Consider the following 17715-nt stretch of genomic DNA (forward strand, 5'->3'; position numbering starts at 1 on the left):
AAATACTAACTCAGGTTATTTAATTTTATTAAGAACTATTTTACAGTAAGGATTGTTTATGTTTTATAATACTTTTGTGGTAGACTAATAAATGTAAATATAATATAAGGTTTTTGTATTATTGAAGTAATAAACTTTGAAATAGGTCTGAAATAGATTTTACAGATATCATGATAACGATTTCGTTTTAATAATTACTAAGGAGGAAAACTGTGGTAATAAATAATTATTTAAGTAATGTAAAAACATATATTATTAATTTTTATAAAATAATGACTATCAAAAGAAAGGTTTTTATTATATTAGCAACATTAGTGTTAATAATTAGTATGTTATCGTTTCTGTTATTACAGGTAACTTTTAAAGTATATGATAGGCAATTAATTAATAATTCATCAGAAATTCTAAATATATATTCTACTAATATTGAAAATGAACTTAGAAAGGTTGAAAGTCTAAGTTTTGGTGTTATAACTTCAAATCAAACGCAGGAATATTTGAGTACAATTAATAATAAAAAATCATCTTATGAAAGATATGTAGCTATTTCAAAAATGGAAGATATTTTGCGAAATCAATCTCAATCTGAAAGTTATATATCATCTGTTAGTCTTGTTGATATAAATGGTAGTATGTACACAGTTGGAAATAGCACAATTACAATTGCAAATACAATTCAAAATGAAGTTATGAAAAGATTAGAAAAAAAATCTGGAGGGTTTGTGTGGATAGAACCTAAAGAGGATAATAAAAATTTTATTTTAGCTAGGAAGATAAGATCTATTAGCAATTTTAAGGTAATAGGCACACTTATAATAAGAATTGATGCTGATAACCTAGTGAATTCGGTTTCAAATATGTCTCCACAATATAAAGCAAATTTAATAATATTGTCCGAAAATAAAAATATGATATACAAAGATAAAAAAATAACTTCAGCGAAGGCAATAGATATTGGATTAAATAATATGTCAAACGAAATATATAATATTGACGGAAAAAAATTCTTACTAAATCGTGAAGTGTCAAACTATTCTAAGTGGACATATGTTAATTTTTTGTCCTATGAAAATATTTTTCAAAATATAAAATTAATGAGAACTATTATGTTATGTTGCTTTTTAATGATTTTTATTTTAGCAGTTTCTATGGGACTCGGTTTTGCGGGTAGTATAACAAAACCAATAATTACATTAAGTAAAAAAATGAAAAAAGTTGAAAATGGTAATTTTGAAATAATGGAAATAGATAAAATTTCTGATGACAAATGTGACGAAGTGGGACAGTTAAATAATGATTTTATTGTCATGGTTAACAAAATAAATGAGTTAATAAAGGAAAACTATATTAAACAAATATTAGTTAAGGAAACAGAATTAAAGGCCTTACAATCTCAAATAAATCCTCATTTTTTATATAATACTCTTGATTCAATTAATTGGATTGCTAAAGCAAATAAACAGGATAAGATATCTTTAATGGTTAAATCGCTTTCAAATTTATTTAGGGCGTCAATAGCTAGCAAGGATAGTATTATAAAAATTGAAGATGAACTAAAGTTATTAAATGATTATATAAATATACAAAAAATAAGATATGAGGAAAGACTAGATTTTAGCGATTTGGTAGATGAGGATATAAAGGAGTGTTATATTCTTAAAATGACATTGCAACCATTAGTTGAAAATTGTATTAAGTATGGACTGGAGCAATTAACTGGTGTATGTAAAATTACAATAAAGTCTCAAAAGCAAAAAGATTTTCTTGAGGTAATAGTTATCGATAATGGAATTGGTATGACTAAGGAATTTCTCCACGAGTTAGAAATTGGTGAGAATAAATCTAGGAGTACCGGCATTGGTATAAAAAATATAGATGAACGGATAAAATTGTTTTTTGGTAAAGAATTTGGAATATCAGTAAAAAGTCAATTAAGTGAGGGAACCACAGTTATAGTTAGGATTCCATACAAAGTGAGGTGATAGAATGTATAAAGTTTTGATTGTTGATGATGAGAGAATAATAAGAGAAGGTATTGCAAATTCCATTGAGTGGAACAAATATGGTTTTTCACTTTGCGGAATGGCCCAGAATGGAATAGATGCTTATGAAATTATTAAGCAAATTGTTCCAGACGCGGTTATAACGGATATTAAAATGCCTGGAATGGGGGGATTAGAATTAATTTCTAGAATATATAAGGAATATCCTCAAATTATTTTTATAATTTTGTCTGGATATGGAGAATTTAAATTTGCAAATAAAGCGATGAAATACGGCGTTAAATACTATTTATTAAAACCATGTGATGAGGATGAAATAATTAATATTTTAAAAAAAATAGAGATAGAAAAAAAAGAAGAAGAAAAAAAAGATAAATTTCTTACGGATATAAATGATAATTTTAAAAAAGTTTTACCACAAGTCGGAGAACAGTTTTTAAGAGATTTTATAATTGGGGTAACTTATAGTAAGGTTGAATGTGAATATTTTTTAAGACTCTTTGATATAAAAGAAACTAAGTTTAAGCTTGTTGTATTTAAACTGGATAATGGAGTTGATTTACTAGAGAAGTTTGCGTTAAAGAATATAGCATATGATATATTGAATCAAAATGTTGTTTACTTAAGCACTATATTGGATAATAATGTTTTATTGCTAATTAAGTCTATTGATTTATCTATACTGACAGATTTATTGTCCCAAATTAAAGATATTTTTAATAAATATTTTAAATATAATATTTGTATAGGGGTAAGTAATGAAAATAGTTTTGAAAGTATACAAAATATGTATCTAGAGGTTAAGGAATGTTTGAAATGTGAATTTTATCTTGGTGATAACAAAATAATAACAGAAAAAATTATTGAGTTTAATAAGTCACAAGATAATTTAAGTGATTCAACTTACAATGAAATGATTGCGGTTTCTGTTAAAACAGGCAATATAGAAAGATTAAACTTGCAATTAGACAGCTTTTTTAATATGATATATCAAGAAAAAGTAGAAATAGAAATGGCTAAAAATTATTGTATTGAAATATTTTTGATTATACTAAGGCAAGGTGATCATAAAAAAGTTAGAGGATATGCAAAGGGTTTATATGAAATCCAAGATAAAAGTACTTTAAGACAAATTAGTGGATATATAAAATATATAGCTAATGAAATAGCTAAAAAAAATTATGATAATAATACAGAAAATTATGGAGCTATTATTAGTACAGTTATAAACTGCGTTGATAATAATATACAAAATTATGAGTTATCACTAAATTGGATAGCAAAAAAAGTATTATTTATAAATGAAAATTACTTAGGTAAGCTTTTTTACAAACACACTAATGAAAAATTTTCTAGATATGTTGTTAGGATCAGGATGGAAAAAGCTAAAGAACTTATTAGGAGTAAAAAAGACTATAAGTTTTATGAAATAACAGAGCAAATAGGACTTGGTGATAACACTCAATACTTTAGCCAAGTATTTAAAAAATATACGGGTTATACTCCATCTGAATATAGAAAACTGTAACGGTTTACAAAAAACGCTGATTTTTAAACAAAAACAGCGTTTTTTTTGACTCTTTTTTTAAAAAAACAATTGTATAATAAAATTATAAATGAAAAAGCTAGTAAAAACATTAAGGGGGCAAATATTAATGAAAAAATCTATGTCTATACTTTTAGCGGCTGTTTTAACTGGTTCTTTAGCACTAGGTGGTTGTGGGAAAAGTGATACTGCAACTACGCAACCGAAAGCGGATGCTAATGCGCCAGTTAAACTATCAATAACTTGGTGGGGATCACAGTCAAGGCATGACTATACTAATAAATTACTATCAATGTATACAGCTAAATATCCAAATGTAACATTTCAGGCAACACCTTCTGGATGGGATGGTTATTTTGATAAAATTTCAGCTCAGGCGGCAGGGGATACCATGCCAGATATAATGCAAATGGATTACTCGTTTATATCAACATATTCTAACAATGATACATTAGCGGATTTAACACCTTATGTAACAGATAAGACTATTGATTTAACAAACGCTGACCAAAATCTGGTGAATACAGGTAAAGTAAGTGGGAAGCTAACAGGAGTTGTCTTAGCTTCTACAGGACTTGCAATAACTTATAATCCAGAGGTATTTAAAAAAGCGGGGCTTGCAATGCCAACATCAGCATGGACTTGGGCTGACTTTGAAAAAGATATGATAACAATTCATAAAAAGACTGGATCTTATGGCCAAAGTAAAATAGATAATATAAGTACTTTTCCATATTGGGTAAGACAATATGGTAAAACAATGTATTCGGCAGATGGTACAAAACTAGGATACGATAATGATAGTGTTTTCATAGATTATGCTAATATGCTTAAAAGACTTCAAGATGCAAAAGCATTGCCTAATCCTGATCAATGGGCACAAATTAGTGCAAAAGGAAAGGAAGCTGAGCCAGTTGTTACAGGCACAGCTGGAGCTACAATGGATTGGTCTAATTATGGTGTAATAGTTTCAAAATCAAACCCTAATTTAAAGATTGTAACACCTCCTTATAGTAGTACAGGAATTAAAGCTTTATGGAACAAACCAGCATCGTTTTTCTCAGTATCTAAATCTTCAAAAAATCAGAAGGAAGCTGCTAAGTTTATTAATTGGTTTTTAAATGACCCAGAAGCAAACAAAGTTATAAATGCTGAACGTGGAATACCAGTATCCTCAACAGTAAGAGATACACTAAAGCCTACATTAACAGCACAACAAAAGGATATGTTTGATTATGCTGATATTATTATTAAAAATTCAACAAAAGCAGATCCAGCAGATCCAGCAGGAGTAGCTGAGGTTACTAAAGCATTGACAGATACAGTAAATTCATTTTTATATGGTAAAACTACGGCTGCACAATCAGCAGCCAGTTTTAGAACTAAATCCAATGAAATACTCGGAAGAAATTCTAAATAATAAAATCAATGCTTTACGGCTGGAATAATATTCAGTCTGTAAAGCATTATTAAAAATTACATTGTGAAGGTTGTGAATTTATATGAGTAAAAAAAAGAAGAGTTTAAAATTTGGAAACAATAATGTAACTGGTTATATTCTTATTGCGCCGTGGTTGATAGGATTTTTGATTATGTATGCAATACCAATGGTTATATCGTTATATTTTTCTTTCACAAAATATAATTTACTTAGTGCACCTAGATTCATTGGTATAGATAATTTTAAAAGAATGTTTTTCAACGATCCAAGTTTTTGGAAGTCATTGGGTGTAACATTTTATTATGTGTTTATGCTAGTGCCTTTAAGGTTAATATTTGCATTTATAGTAGCGATGTTACTTAATAGTAAAAGAAAGTTTTTAGGGTTATATAGAGCAGTGTATTATGTACCTTCAATTGTTGGAGGAAGTGTAGCTGTTTCAATAGTTTGGAAACAAATTTTTGGAAATGATGGAGTTGCAATGGCGCTTCTTTCTATTATTGGGATACATCAAAAAATATCTTTTATAGGTAATCCATCAACTGCTATATGGACAATAATATCACTGGGAGTATGGCAATTTGGATCGGCGATGTTAATATTTCTAGCTGCTATAAAACAATTACCAAAAAGTATTTATGAATCCGCAAGTATTGATGGCGCTGGTTTTTTTAGGCAGGTTTTTAAAATTACAATACCAATGCTCACTCCAGTAATTTTCTTTAATTTAATTCTGCAAATAATTAATGCATTTAAAGCATTTACAGAAAGTTATATCATAACTCAAGGTGGTCCAATGGACAGTACCTTATTCTATGTATTAAATTTATATAGAAAATCATTTACCTACTTTGACATGGGATACAGTAGTGCTATGGCTTGGGTATTGGTTGCTATAATTGGAATATTTACTGCAGTATTATTTAAATCCCAGACAGCATGGGTACATTACGAATCAAAGGAGTGATAAAGGTGGGAAAAAATAAAAAATTAAGATCATTTATGTTTCATTTTTTTACTATAATATTAGGTCTTATTATGATTTATCCATTGTTGTGGTTAGTAAGTAGTTCATTTAAAACGAATTCTGAAATATTTGTTAATTCATATTCATTAATACCTAAACATTGGGACATTGTGAAAAACTACTCTTCAGGATGGAAAGGAATTGGAGGAGTATCTTTTGGAACATTCATGTGGAACTCAGTAATTGTTGCAGTAATTGGAACCGTTGGAGGGGTTTTTTCTTCAGTGATTGCAGCTTATGCATTTGCTAGAATAAAATTCTTTGGTAAAAATTTTTGGTTTTTCTGTGTAATGATGACGCTGATGGTACCTAACCAAGTTATGGTAGTACCACAATTTATTATATTCAAGAAACTAGGGCTTATAAATAATATTGCATCATTAATAATTCCATGGGTTTTTGGTAGTGCATTTTTTATATTTTTAACTGTACAATTTATTCGTGGATTACCAATTGAGCTAGATGAGGCTGCTGAAATTGATGGATGTAGTAAAATTCAGACTTTTACTAAAATTATTTTTCCATTAGTAGTTCCAGCTGTAATTACATCAACAATATTTTCTTTTTATTGGATATGGCAAGACTTTTTTCAACCTCTAATTTTTATGAGTAATCCAAGGCATTTTACTGTTTCTTTAGCTTTGAATTTATATCTTGACCCAAACTCATTTAATAATTATGGGGGAATGCTTGCAATGTCTGTTGTGTCTTTAGTACCAGTAGTTGTTATATTTCTAATATTTCAAAAACAGTTGGTAGAAGGTGTAGCAACAAGTGGACTTAAGGATTAATAAAATAAAAAAGAAGGGTAAAATTAATGAAACAAAATAAATTTTTTATTTTAAATAAAAATACAAAGATAGAAGTAATAGGAGAAAGTAGTAAGGCAATTAAAAATATTATAAATATTTTTTTACGTGATATTAACAAAGTATTTAAAGCTGAAAGTAATTTAAACGGAGATGAAAGGACAGAAATAATTATAAGATGTTCATTAGATGATACTGAGCTTCTTTTAAAGTCAGAAGAGTTTACTCTGAAATTTCAGACCGATGATAATAAAAAAAGTGTTATGAATATAAATGCAAAGGATGAATTAGGAATAATATATGCATTGATTTATATAAGTAAAACATATTTGGGCGTGGATCCATTTTGGTTCTGGAATGATAAAGAACCAAAATGCTTACCATATGTTAGAATTCCTATGTCTGATTATAAGTCATTTACTAAAAAGGTTAAATATAGAGGATGGTTTGTAAATGATGAAGTATTATTATCAGGTTGGAGGGAGAGTCCAACAGATGAAGAAGTTTGGAAATTAGTTTTTGAAACTATACTTAGATGCGGTGGAAATATGGTTATACCAGGTACAGATAAAACAAGCAAAATAAACAAGCAGCTGGCGTCAGATATGGGATTGTGGATAACCCATCATCATGCAGAGCCTTTAGGGGCAGAAATGTTTTTAAGAGCATACCCAGGCGAGGAGCCTATATATGATAAAAATAATAAACTTTTTGAGGAACTTTGGAGAAGCGCCGTATTAGATCAGAAAGACACAAAAGTTATATGGAATATTGGATTTAGAGGGCAGGGAGATCAAGCGTTTTGGGAATATGACGCAACATATAAAACACCTGAGGCAAGAGGTAAACTTATAAGTAAAGTAATTCAAAAGCAATATGAAATAGTTAAAGAGTATGTTGAGAAACCGGTATTTTGTACAAACTTGTACGGTGAAATAATGGAACTGTATAAAGAGGGATACATAGAATTCCCAGAGGGTGTTATAAAAATATGGGCAGATAGCGGATATGGGAAAATGGTTTCAAGAAGACAAGGAAATCATAACCCTAGAATATATTCATTACCAAGTAAAAATGAAATAGGCCCTCATGGTGTTTATTATCATGTTACCTTTTATGACCTGCAATCATCTAATCATTTGACTATGCTTCCTAATACACCTCAATTTGTGAAGTCGGAATTAGAAACTGCATTTATGGTTGGAGCTAATGAGTATTTAATTATAAATAGTGGAAATATTAGACCTCATACTTATATGTTAGATTTAATGAGTGAACTTTGGAAGTATGGTTATTTAGATACAAATAAACACATGGAAAATTATATGAAACGCTATTTTCCTTCTGGAAGTGAAATTGTGCAAGAATGTTTTAATAAATATTTTAATACACCTGTTCAATATGGACAACATGAAGATGAAAGAGCAGGAGAGCAATTTTATCACTATCCAACGAGAGAAATAATTAGTCATTGGATTAAAGATAAAAACAATGATACTATAGAATCTTTAAATTGGGCCACGGGTGATGTTTGCTTTGAAAAGCAGATTAAGTGGTATAAGGAAAAGTGTGAAGCAAATTTGAATAAGTGGGAGGTTTTAAAAAATCAATGTGATAATGTGATAATGTCTTTATTAGGAAAAGAGAAGAGTCTCTTTTGCGATAGTTTATTATTGCAGGTAATAATTCATCTAACAGGTTGTAAAGGCTCAGTATATCTTTGCAAGGGTTATGATGCATTTATGGAAGAAAATTATTCTCTTTCATTTATACATGTTTGCGCTTCAATGAAAGAATATGAAAAAGCACTTAGCAAAATGAAAGAATCAGAGCATGATAAATGGATAAATTTCTACAGAAATGATTGTCTCACAAATGTTAAACTCACAATATATTGTTTAGATACTCTTAGAAGGTATATTCGTGTACTTGGTGATGGTTCTAATTTTTATAACTGGGAAAAACGATATGTTCTATCTAATGAGGATAGAAATATTATGTTGCTTGCAACTACTACCAATCAGTTAACTGATGATGAGCTTTATGCGAAGATTAAGGGAAAGGTAATGACAACATAATTAGAACAGATAGGAAAACTAAAAATTAAAGGTAGGACAAGTTGGTAATTTCATGAACTTGTTCTACTTTTTTTATATTATATAATGAGCTATATATGGGAATAACATAAAAGGCTAAATTAATTGAATATTAAATATTGTCATCATTAGCTACTGACTATTCAATTTATCTTTGAATTGTATGTAATTGTTTACTAGAATATAATAAAGTTAAAGTAATCAAGAAATTATTATTTTATAGACTTTAATTAATAGGATTTAAATTACAGGGCAAACTTAAATTTTAGGTATAAGCAACTTGATACAATCGTTTAATAATTTTGGAGGAATATTATGAAGGGTCATAAGATTAATTTACGTATAAAGAATATTTTGCAAATTATATGTAACGAGAATGATTATATTACTACTGCTAAAATTGCAAAAGATTTAGATGTTAGTGGTAGGACAGTATTAAGAGAGATACATGATGTTGAAAAGTTTCTTAACCAAAATGGATTAAAGCTCGATAAAAAGACTGGGGTTGGTATCAAAGTAATTGGTTCTTTAAGAGAGAAACAAATTATTGTTAATTTACTAAATGGAGAAAAGGATGAAACAATATATTCTCCTCTAGAGAGAAAAAATATAATTATTAGTGAACTACTTCAAAACCAAGAGCCGGTTAAGTTATACAATTTTACTAGAACTTTAAAAGTTACAGAAGCAACTATAAGTAATGATTTAGAAAAAACAGATGAATGGTTTAAAAAACATAGTTTAAATTTAATTAGAAAGCAGGGACTTGGTGTATATGTAGAAGGAAAAGAAAATCATATAAGAAAAGCCATGGTTAGCTTAATTTATGAAAATACAAATGAAAGTCAGCTTTTAAACCTAATAAGGCAAAATTTAGATAATTCAGTGGTTGTAGCAAAAGATATCGAAGATTCCTCTAGAAATAGGTTACTTAATTTAATAGATAATGAAACGATAAGGAAAATAGAAGTTTTAATTGAGGACATGGAGAAAGAAAGAAATTATAAGTTAGTGGATAGCGCGTTTGTTGGATTAATTGTTCATATTGCACTTGCTATTGAAAGGGTAAAAAAAGGCGATAAAATAACCATAGATCATGAGTTCTTAAAAGAACTTAAGAGGAGTGCTGAGTATTTAATTGCATCTGATTTGTCTATTAATATATCAAGATGTTTTGAAGTAGAAATACCAGAGGATGAAATAGGTTATATAACAATGCACATTAAAGGATCCAAAAATTACAAGGAAAAATATAAAACAGGAAATAAGATAATAGGAAGCTTTGAACTTATAAAGTTATCGAAGGAAATTATTAAAACCGCAGAGATTGAAACAGGGAAATTCCTTGGGAATAATGAGGATTTGTTAAATGGATTAGTAAATCATCTTGGAACAGCAATTACAAGGCTAAAGATGAAACTTGATATTAGAAATCCACTTCTAGAAGAAATTAAGACTAATTATACTGATTTAATGAAGACTAGTACTAAATGCGCAAAAGTAGTTGAAAAACATATAGGAATAAAAATGCCTGAAGCTGAAATTGCATTCATCGCCATGCATTTAGGGGCTGCAATTGAAAATAGTGAAACGTTAATTAAACCTATTTACAGGGTTGCAATTGCTTGTGCTACGGGTATGGGAACTTCAAGACTTCTTGCTATAAGAATAGAAAATGAGTATGACAATATTCAAATTGTGGATATTATATCTACAATTCACATTGCAGAAAGTTTTCTAAAAGAGAATGAGATAGATTTCATTATATCTACAGTTAATATAGAAAAGTGTTTTAAACCAGTAGTAATAGTGAATCCATTGCTTTTTAAGGAAGATAAAGATAAAATTGCAAATCAAATAAAGAATTTTCAAAACACAAATATTAAACATTCATGGAACAAAAATAAGAAAATTAAATTCAAAGACAAATTAATTTCATTAAATATATATAGTGAAGCTATAATACAGATATTGGATAATTTTTTCTTGAAAGAAATTCCAGAAATGAGTAGCGTTGATGCTTTAATAATTGAGGCTAGTAAAGCAATAGAAAAAGATTCGGAGACGACAGAAAAAATAAGAATGGCTCTAGAGAGTAGAGAAAAAAAAGGGAATACAGTTGTAACAGGACATGAGATGATATTGCTTCATTGTAGGACGGATATTGTACAAAAATTATACTTTGGGGCGGTAAAGTTGTCTAAGGGATTAGAATGTTTAAATGGTGAAGGTAAAATAGAAAACATTAAGCTTGGAATTATAATGCTTGCACCAGAAGAGTGTAGCGCACTACAAATAGAAGTAATAGGGTATGTAAGTAAAATGCTAATTGAAAGAGTTGACTTCCTTAAATATTTAAAGGATGGAGAAAGAGATTATGCATTTAATGAATTAAATGATATTTTAAAAGAATTTTATAAACAAAAAGTAAATAATTAATGGAGGTATGAGTTATGGATGATACATCGAACATAAAAAATAAAGGAAAAACTAAAGAAAGAGTACAAGGTTTTGGTAGATTTTTAAGCGGAATGATACTTCCGAATATAGGTGCATTTATAGCATGGGGGCTAATTACGGCATTATTTATACCAACTGGTTGGCTTCCTAATGCTCATTTTGCTAAATTAGTTAGCCCAATGATAACCTACCTTTTACCATTATTAATAGGTTACACTGGTGGTAAAATGGTAGGTGGAGTAAGAGGTGGAGTAGTTGGATCAATAGCAACTATGGGAATTATAGTAGGAGCAGATATTCCAATGTTTATGGGTGCAATGATAATGGGACCACTAGGTGGTTATGTTATAAAGAAATTTGATAAACTTGTTGAAGGAAAAGTACCAGCTGGTTTTGAAATGTTAATTAATAACTTTTCATCAGGTATACTTGGAGCAATGTTAGCATTGGTTGCATTTATAGGAATTGGACCAGTAGTCCTAGGATTAAATGGTCTTCTAAAAGATGGAGTAGAAGTCATAGTAAAAGCAGGGTTATTACCTTTAGTAGCTATATTTATAGAACCAGCAAAAATATTGTTTTTAAATAACGCAATAGGTAATGGGATTTTGGTTCCAATAGGTGCACAAGAAGCTAAAGCACTTGGAAAATCAGTGTTTTTCTTATTAGAATCAAATCCAGGTCCTGGACTAGGAGTACTACTCGCTTATTGGGTTTTTGCAAAAGGTGCTGTTAAAGAATCAGCACCAGGAGCAATAATAATTCATTTTATAGGTGGAATACATGAAATTTATTTCCCTTATGTTTTAATGAATCCTCTACTTATAATAGCAGTAATTTGTGGTGGAGCAAGTGGAATATTTACATTCCAAATTTTTGGAGCAGGATTAACTGCAGCAGCATCTCCAGGAAGTATACTTGCGTTAATGGCAATGATTCCTAGAGGTGGTTACTTTGGAGTACTTGCAGGCGTACTTGTAGCAGCTGTGGTTTCATTCTTAGTATCCTCTGTAATAATAAAGAGTACTAATAAAAAAACAGAGGATAATGAATTTGAAGAAGCAAAATTGAAATCTAGTGAACTAAAATTAAAGAAAAAAGATGAGATAAGTGAGACAAATGGAGTAATAGGTAAAACTTTTAATAAAGTAATATTTGCATGTGATGCTGGTATGGGTTCAAGTGCAATGGGGGCAACAACTTTAAGAACTAAATTTAAAAGAGCAGGATATAATATTGAGGTAGTAAATTGTGCAATTGAAGCTATCCCAAAGGATGCTCAGATTGTTGTAACCCACGAAACACTAACTGCAAGAGCAAAGAGTGTAGCTCCAAATGCTGAACATATATCAGTTAAGGATTTTCTTAATAACCCTGCGTTTGAGATTCTTTCGGCAAGATTAAAACCAATTGCTAATACTAATACTAAAGTTAATATTGAACCTAAAAATGTTGTAAAGAATGAAAGTAAAATTCTTGAAAAGAAAAATATAAAATTAGGACTGGAAAGCACAGATAAATATACTGCAATTAAAATGGCTGGTAAATTACTATATGATGGAGGATATGTAGAAGAAGAATATATGGATGCTATGATTCAAAGAGAAAATGATCTTTCCACATATATTGGTAAAGGTATAGCGATTCCTCATGGGGTTGGTGAAGCTAAGAAAAACATTAATAAAACAGGAATGGTAGTGCTTCAATTTCCAAATGGAGTTAGGTTCGATGAAGAATTAGCATATCTCGTAATTGGCATTGCTGGAGTTGGGGATGAACATTTACAAATACTTTCTAATATTGCAATTGCAATTGAAGGAGAAGATGAAAGTATAACTGATAAGCTAAAAAGTACAGAGAATATCCAGTACATCTATGATTTATTTACAATAAAATCAGAAGATTAAAATATTAAAAAATAAGAGGTGAAAATATGATTACAACTATAACAATAAATCCAGCAGTTGATAAGACTATTGAAATAAATAATTTCACTGTAGGAAATGTTAATAGGGTTGCATCTGTTAGATTGGATGCTGGCGGAAAAGGAATTAATGTATCAAAAGTAATAAAAAATTTGGGCGGTGAAAGTCGTGCAATGGGAATTCTATCTGGTACCTCAGGACAATTTATAAAGGAATATTTAGATGAAATAAATATTTTAAATGACTTTGTTTTCACAAAAGGTGAAACTAGAACAAATATAAAAGTTGTTGACATGATCAATCATACTAATACTGATATAAATGAGGCTGGTCCAGAGGCAAGTTTAAAGGATTTGAATGACGTATGCGATAAAATGTTTAATAATATAAATAGTGGTGATACTATAATTTTATCAGGAAGTGTGCCTAGTAACGTAGACAAGAAAATTTATGGTAATTGGATTACTAAGGCAAAACAAAAAGGAGCAAAAACAATATTAGATGCTGATGGTGAAATGCTTAAGGCAGGTATTTTAGCAGGACCTTACCTCGTTAAGCCAAATATCGATGAGCTTGAAGCTATGTTTAACAAAAAAATAGAAGGTGTTGTAGAAATTGTCGAAATAGCGAAAAAAATGCTTGAATATGGTATAATTATTGTAGCGGTTTCATTAGGAAGCGAAGGAGCAGTTTTTGTAACTAAGGAATGTGCTATATATGCACATGGTCTTAAGGTAGATGTGAAAAGCACAGTCGGAGCAGGCGATTCAATGGTTGCAGCTCTTGCATATTCTTTAGAGAAGAATCTTAGCTTTGAAGAAACAGTCAGGTTATCTGTTGCAACAGGAGCTGCGAATGTAATGACAGAGGGTACAAAGGCAAGCGATATTAAAACAATTATGGAACTAGAAAAACAAGTTGTATTTGAATACTTATAATAAATAAAAAAGGTGGTAATATATATGAAAACAAGAGCAGTAAGATTATACGGTAAAAAAGATTTAAGAATGGAAGAATTTGAGCTTCCTGAAATAAAAGAAGACGAAATATTAGTAAAAGTAGTATCGGACAGTATATGTATGTCTACTTATAAAGCAGCAATACTAGGTAGTGATCATAAGAGAGTACCTAGTGATATAGCAGTTAATCCTGTAATTGTAGGACATGAAATGGCAGGAGATATAGTACAAGTAGGTTCTAAATGGAAGAATGACTTTAAGCCAGGCAATAAATTCTCTATGCAACCAGCACTTAATTACAAAGGAAGTATGGATTCTCCAGGATATTCTTATAGATATTGTGGAGGAGATGCAACTTATGTAATAATGCCACAAGAAGTAATGGAACTTGGTTGTTTATTAAACTACGATGGTAAAGCATATTACGAAGCTTCACTGGCAGAACCAATGTCTTGTATTATTGGAGGTTTTCATGCAAGTTTTCATACTGTAATGGGTAGTTATGAACACAAGATGGGAATAGTTGAAGGTGGAAAGCTTGCAATGCTTGCAGCTGCTGGTCCTATGGGCCTAGGCGCAATTGATTATGCTATGCACTGTGATAGGAGGCCGGCTTTAATAGTAGTAACAGATATAGAACAAGGTAGATTAGATAGAGCAAGGGCAATATTCACAAAAGAAGATGCAAAAAAAGTCGGAATAGAATTAATATTTGTAAACACAAAAGATATAGAAGATGTTCCGGCTTATTTAAGAAACTTAACAGGTGGAACAGGTTTTGATGATGTATTTGTATATTCTCCAGTTAAACCAGTAGTTGAGCAAGGCGATAAAATATTAGGTAGAGATGGTTGCTTAAACTTCTTCGCAGGTCCTACAGATACTAAATTCTCAGCGATGTTTAATTTTTATAATGTTCATTATCAATCAACTCATACTATTGGAACCACTGGTGGAAATACAAATGATATGATTGAATCATTAAGAATGACAGAAAAGAATATTATAAATCCAGCAGTTATGGTTACTCATGTCGGAGGACTTGATAGTGCAGCAGATGCTACTATTAGACTAACAGAAGTACCAGCTGGTAAAAAATTAATATATACAAATATATTTATGGATATTACAGCAATAGATGAATTTGAAGAAAAAGGAAAAAAAGATCCACGTTTCAAAAAATTATCAGAAATTGCAAAAAACAATAAGGGACTTTGGTCTTTAGAGGCAGAGAAATATTTACTTGAAAATTGGAAAACTAAATAATATGAAAAAATTTAAATGATAAAAAAAGATACAGGATTAAATAAAATTCCTGTATCTTTTTTTATCCTATTAAACAAAGACCATCTATTCAATATTGAGTAGATGGTCTTTGTTATTATATTATATTAAAATTATTTGCCTAGTAGTTTAAGTGCTTTACTTACAACATTCTCTGTTGTGAATCCAAACTCTTTATATAAAATTTCAGCTTTACCTGAAGCTCCAAATCTATCGATGGAAATTACGTCTCCGTCAAGTCCAACATATTTGTGCCAACCGAATGAAGCAGCAGCTTCTACAGCGAGCCTTGTTCTAACAGATGACGGTAATATAGATTCTTTATACTCTTTTGATTGAGCTTCAAATAAATCTAAACATGGCATACTTATAACTCTTGCTTTAATACCTTTATCATTTAATAATTTAGCACCTTCATAAATAAATTCTACTTCAGATCCAGAAGCCATTAAAATGATATCAGGTTTTTGACCAGGTGTTTCATAAGTTTTTAATACATATGCACCCTTTAAAGCCTCGATTGATGTTTCAGCATATAAAGGAAGATTCTGTCTTGTTAGTATTAATGCGGTAGGGGTTGTTTTTGAAGTTATTGCGGCATACCAACCAACAGCTGTTTCTCTTGAATCAGCTGGTCTAAACACATTAAAGTTTGGTAGAGCCCTTAAAGCTGCAAGATGCTCTATTGGTTCATGAGTTGGACCATCTTCACCAACAGCTATACTATCATGAGTTAACACATAAGTTACAGGTAGACCCATAAGTGAAGAAAGTCTCATTGCACCCTTCATATAATCACTAAATACGAAGAAAGTTGAAACAAAAGGTTTAAGACCTCCATGAACATATATACCATTTGCAATGGCTGCCATGGCATGCTCACGTACTCCAAAATGAAGGTTAGAACCATTTCTATCATCGACAGAGAAATCACCTAGACCCTTCATATATGTTTTATTAGAAGGAGCAAGATCTGCAGAACCACCTATAAAGTTTGGTACATATTTTGCTAATGTATTTATTATAGCACCAGAAGAGTTTCTTGTTGCTGCCTTGCCTTCAAATTTCCATAACTCTTCAACTTTTAGTAAATCAACAGAAAGATCACCACTCTGCCATAATTCATATTCTTTAGCGAGTTTAGGATTTTCTTTGCAATACTCAGCATAAAGTGTGTTCCAAGTTTCTTCTTTTTTGCTTAGTTTTGATTTTACAATTTCCATATGCTTAGCTACTTCATCTGGAACGGTAAATGGAGCAAGATTCCAGCCCATACATTTTTTCATTTCAGTTATATTATCTTCACCAAGTGGTTCGCCATGTGCTGATGCTAAGCCTTGTTTTTTAGCACAGCCAAATCCGATAATAGTTTTAATTTTAATAAAGGTAGGTTTATTTAACTCAAGTTTTGCAGTTTCAATAGCTTTGCCTATTGCATCCATATCATTGCCATCTTCTACGTTTATTACCTGCCATCCATAAGCCTCAAACCTTTTGCTTACATCTTCTGTAAAGGCAATATCTGTAGATCCTTCTATAGATATGCTATTTGAGTCATACATTAAAATAAGCTTAGATAACCCTAGAGTACCTGCAAGGGATGCTGCTTCGGAAGATATCCCTTCCATATTATCTCCATCACCACATATAGCATATGTATAATGATCTACAATAGCATGTTTTTTTGTATTGAATTTTGCTGCAAGATGACTTTCAGCTATTGCCATACCAACTGCATTAGCAATTCCTTGTCCAAGTGGGCCTGTGGTAATTTCAACGCCGTTTGTATGACCATATTCAGGATGGCCAGGTGTTAAACTTCCAAATTGCCTAAAGTTCTTTAAATCTTCAATAGTTAGACCATACCCAAAAAGATTAAGAAGTGAGTATTCAAGCATCGATCCATGACCTGCAGAGAGTACAAATCTATCTCTATCCTGCCATTTTGAATTGTTAGGGTTATGTTTCATATGGTTTGCCCATAATGTGTAGGCCATTGGTGCAACTCCAAGTGGAAGACCTGGATGGCCTGAATTTGCTTTTTGTATTGCCTCAGCTGATAATACTCTTATAGTATCTACTGTTAGTTGTTCAATTTTGTTCAATGTAAATTCCTCCTTATGGTTTTTAATTTCTATATTTATTTAAATTATTTGTAAAGATGT

General features: G+C 30.4%; 11 protein-coding genes. 10 read left to right on the forward strand and 1 reads right to left on the reverse strand.

The annotated features are described in order from the left end of the window. Nucleotides 1-212: 212 nt before the first annotated feature. From A7L45_RS05305 to A7L45_RS05350, 10 genes are all read left to right on the forward strand, one after another. Nucleotides 213-1982 carry a cache domain-containing sensor histidine kinase gene (locus A7L45_RS05305; RefSeq protein WP_071611803.1) on the forward strand — a complete coding sequence of 590 codons (1770 nt, stop codon included), beginning with the start codon at nt 213-215 and terminating at the stop codon, nt 1980-1982. 4 nt (nt 1983-1986) lie between these two features. Continuing rightward, complete coding sequence (locus A7L45_RS05310) at nt 1987-3531, forward strand: response regulator transcription factor (protein ID WP_071611804.1); 1545 nt, start codon at nt 1987-1989, stop codon at nt 3529-3531. Nucleotides 3532-3658: 127 nt separating this feature from the next. Continuing rightward, on the forward strand, nt 3659-4969 hold the full coding sequence (locus A7L45_RS05315) for an ABC transporter substrate-binding protein (protein WP_071611805.1): 1311 nt from the start codon (nt 3659-3661) through the stop codon (nt 4967-4969). An 82-nt stretch (nt 4970-5051) separates the two neighbouring features. Continuing rightward, nucleotides 5052-5957 carry a carbohydrate ABC transporter permease gene (locus A7L45_RS05320; protein WP_071611806.1) on the forward strand — a complete coding sequence of 302 codons (906 nt, stop codon included), beginning with the start codon at nt 5052-5054 and terminating at the stop codon, nt 5955-5957. 5 nt (nt 5958-5962) lie between these two features. Then, nucleotides 5963-6808, forward strand: coding sequence for a carbohydrate ABC transporter permease (locus A7L45_RS05325; protein ID WP_308167596.1), 846 nt, complete (start codon nt 5963-5965; stop codon nt 6806-6808). 26 nt (nt 6809-6834) lie between these two features. Then, complete coding sequence (locus A7L45_RS05330; protein ID WP_071611808.1) at nt 6835-8904, forward strand: glycosyl hydrolase 115 family protein; 2070 nt, start codon at nt 6835-6837, stop codon at nt 8902-8904. 333 nt (nt 8905-9237) lie between these two features. Continuing rightward, nucleotides 9238-11361, forward strand: coding sequence for a BglG family transcription antiterminator (locus A7L45_RS05335; RefSeq protein WP_071611809.1), 2124 nt, complete (start codon nt 9238-9240; stop codon nt 11359-11361). A 14-nt stretch (nt 11362-11375) separates the two neighbouring features. Next, nucleotides 11376-13289, forward strand: coding sequence for a PTS mannitol transporter subunit IICBA (locus tag A7L45_RS05340; protein WP_071611810.1), 1914 nt, complete (start codon nt 11376-11378; stop codon nt 13287-13289). A 26-nt stretch (nt 13290-13315) separates the two neighbouring features. Then, nucleotides 13316-14245, forward strand: coding sequence for a 1-phosphofructokinase (pfkB, locus tag A7L45_RS05345; RefSeq protein WP_071611811.1), 930 nt, complete (start codon nt 13316-13318; stop codon nt 14243-14245). A gap of 24 nt (nt 14246-14269) precedes the next feature. Continuing rightward, complete coding sequence (locus A7L45_RS05350; protein WP_071611812.1) at nt 14270-15532, forward strand: zinc-binding dehydrogenase; 1263 nt, start codon at nt 14270-14272, stop codon at nt 15530-15532. Nucleotides 15533-15663: 131 nt separating this feature from the next. Here A7L45_RS05350 and tkt read toward each other — a convergent pair whose 3' ends face one another. Then, nucleotides 15664-17655 carry a transketolase gene (gene tkt / locus A7L45_RS05355; RefSeq protein ID WP_071611813.1) on the reverse strand — a complete coding sequence of 664 codons (1992 nt, stop codon included), beginning with the start codon at nt 17653-17655 and terminating at the stop codon, nt 15664-15666. Nucleotides 17656-17715 lie beyond the last annotated feature (60 nt).

It is taken from the genome of Clostridium estertheticum subsp. estertheticum (genome assembly GCF_001877035.1).
Classification (GTDB): domain Bacteria; phylum Bacillota; class Clostridia; order Clostridiales; family Clostridiaceae; genus Clostridium_AD; species Clostridium_AD estertheticum.

Excerpts from the sequence above, each read along its gene's own strand:
- A7L45_RS05310 (WP_071611804.1), top strand. The coding sequence starts at position 1,987 with ATGTATAAAGTTTTGATTGTTGATGATGAGAGAATAATAAGAGAAGGT.
- A7L45_RS05315 (WP_071611805.1), top strand. The coding sequence starts at position 3,659 with ATGAAAAAATCTATGTCTATACTTTTAGCGGCTGTTTTAACTGGTTCT.
- A7L45_RS05320 (WP_071611806.1), top strand. The coding sequence starts at position 5,052 with ATGAGTAAAAAAAAGAAGAGTTTAAAATTTGGAAACAATAATGTAACT.
- A7L45_RS05330 (WP_071611808.1), top strand. The coding sequence starts at position 6,835 with ATGAAACAAAATAAATTTTTTATTTTAAATAAAAATACAAAGATAGAA.
- A7L45_RS05335 (WP_071611809.1), top strand. The coding sequence starts at position 9,238 with ATGAAGGGTCATAAGATTAATTTACGTATAAAGAATATTTTGCAAATT.
- A7L45_RS05340 (WP_071611810.1), top strand. The coding sequence starts at position 11,376 with ATGGATGATACATCGAACATAAAAAATAAAGGAAAAACTAAAGAAAGA.
- pfkB (WP_071611811.1), top strand. The coding sequence starts at position 13,316 with ATGATTACAACTATAACAATAAATCCAGCAGTTGATAAGACTATTGAA.
- A7L45_RS05350 (WP_071611812.1), top strand. The coding sequence starts at position 14,270 with ATGAAAACAAGAGCAGTAAGATTATACGGTAAAAAAGATTTAAGAATG.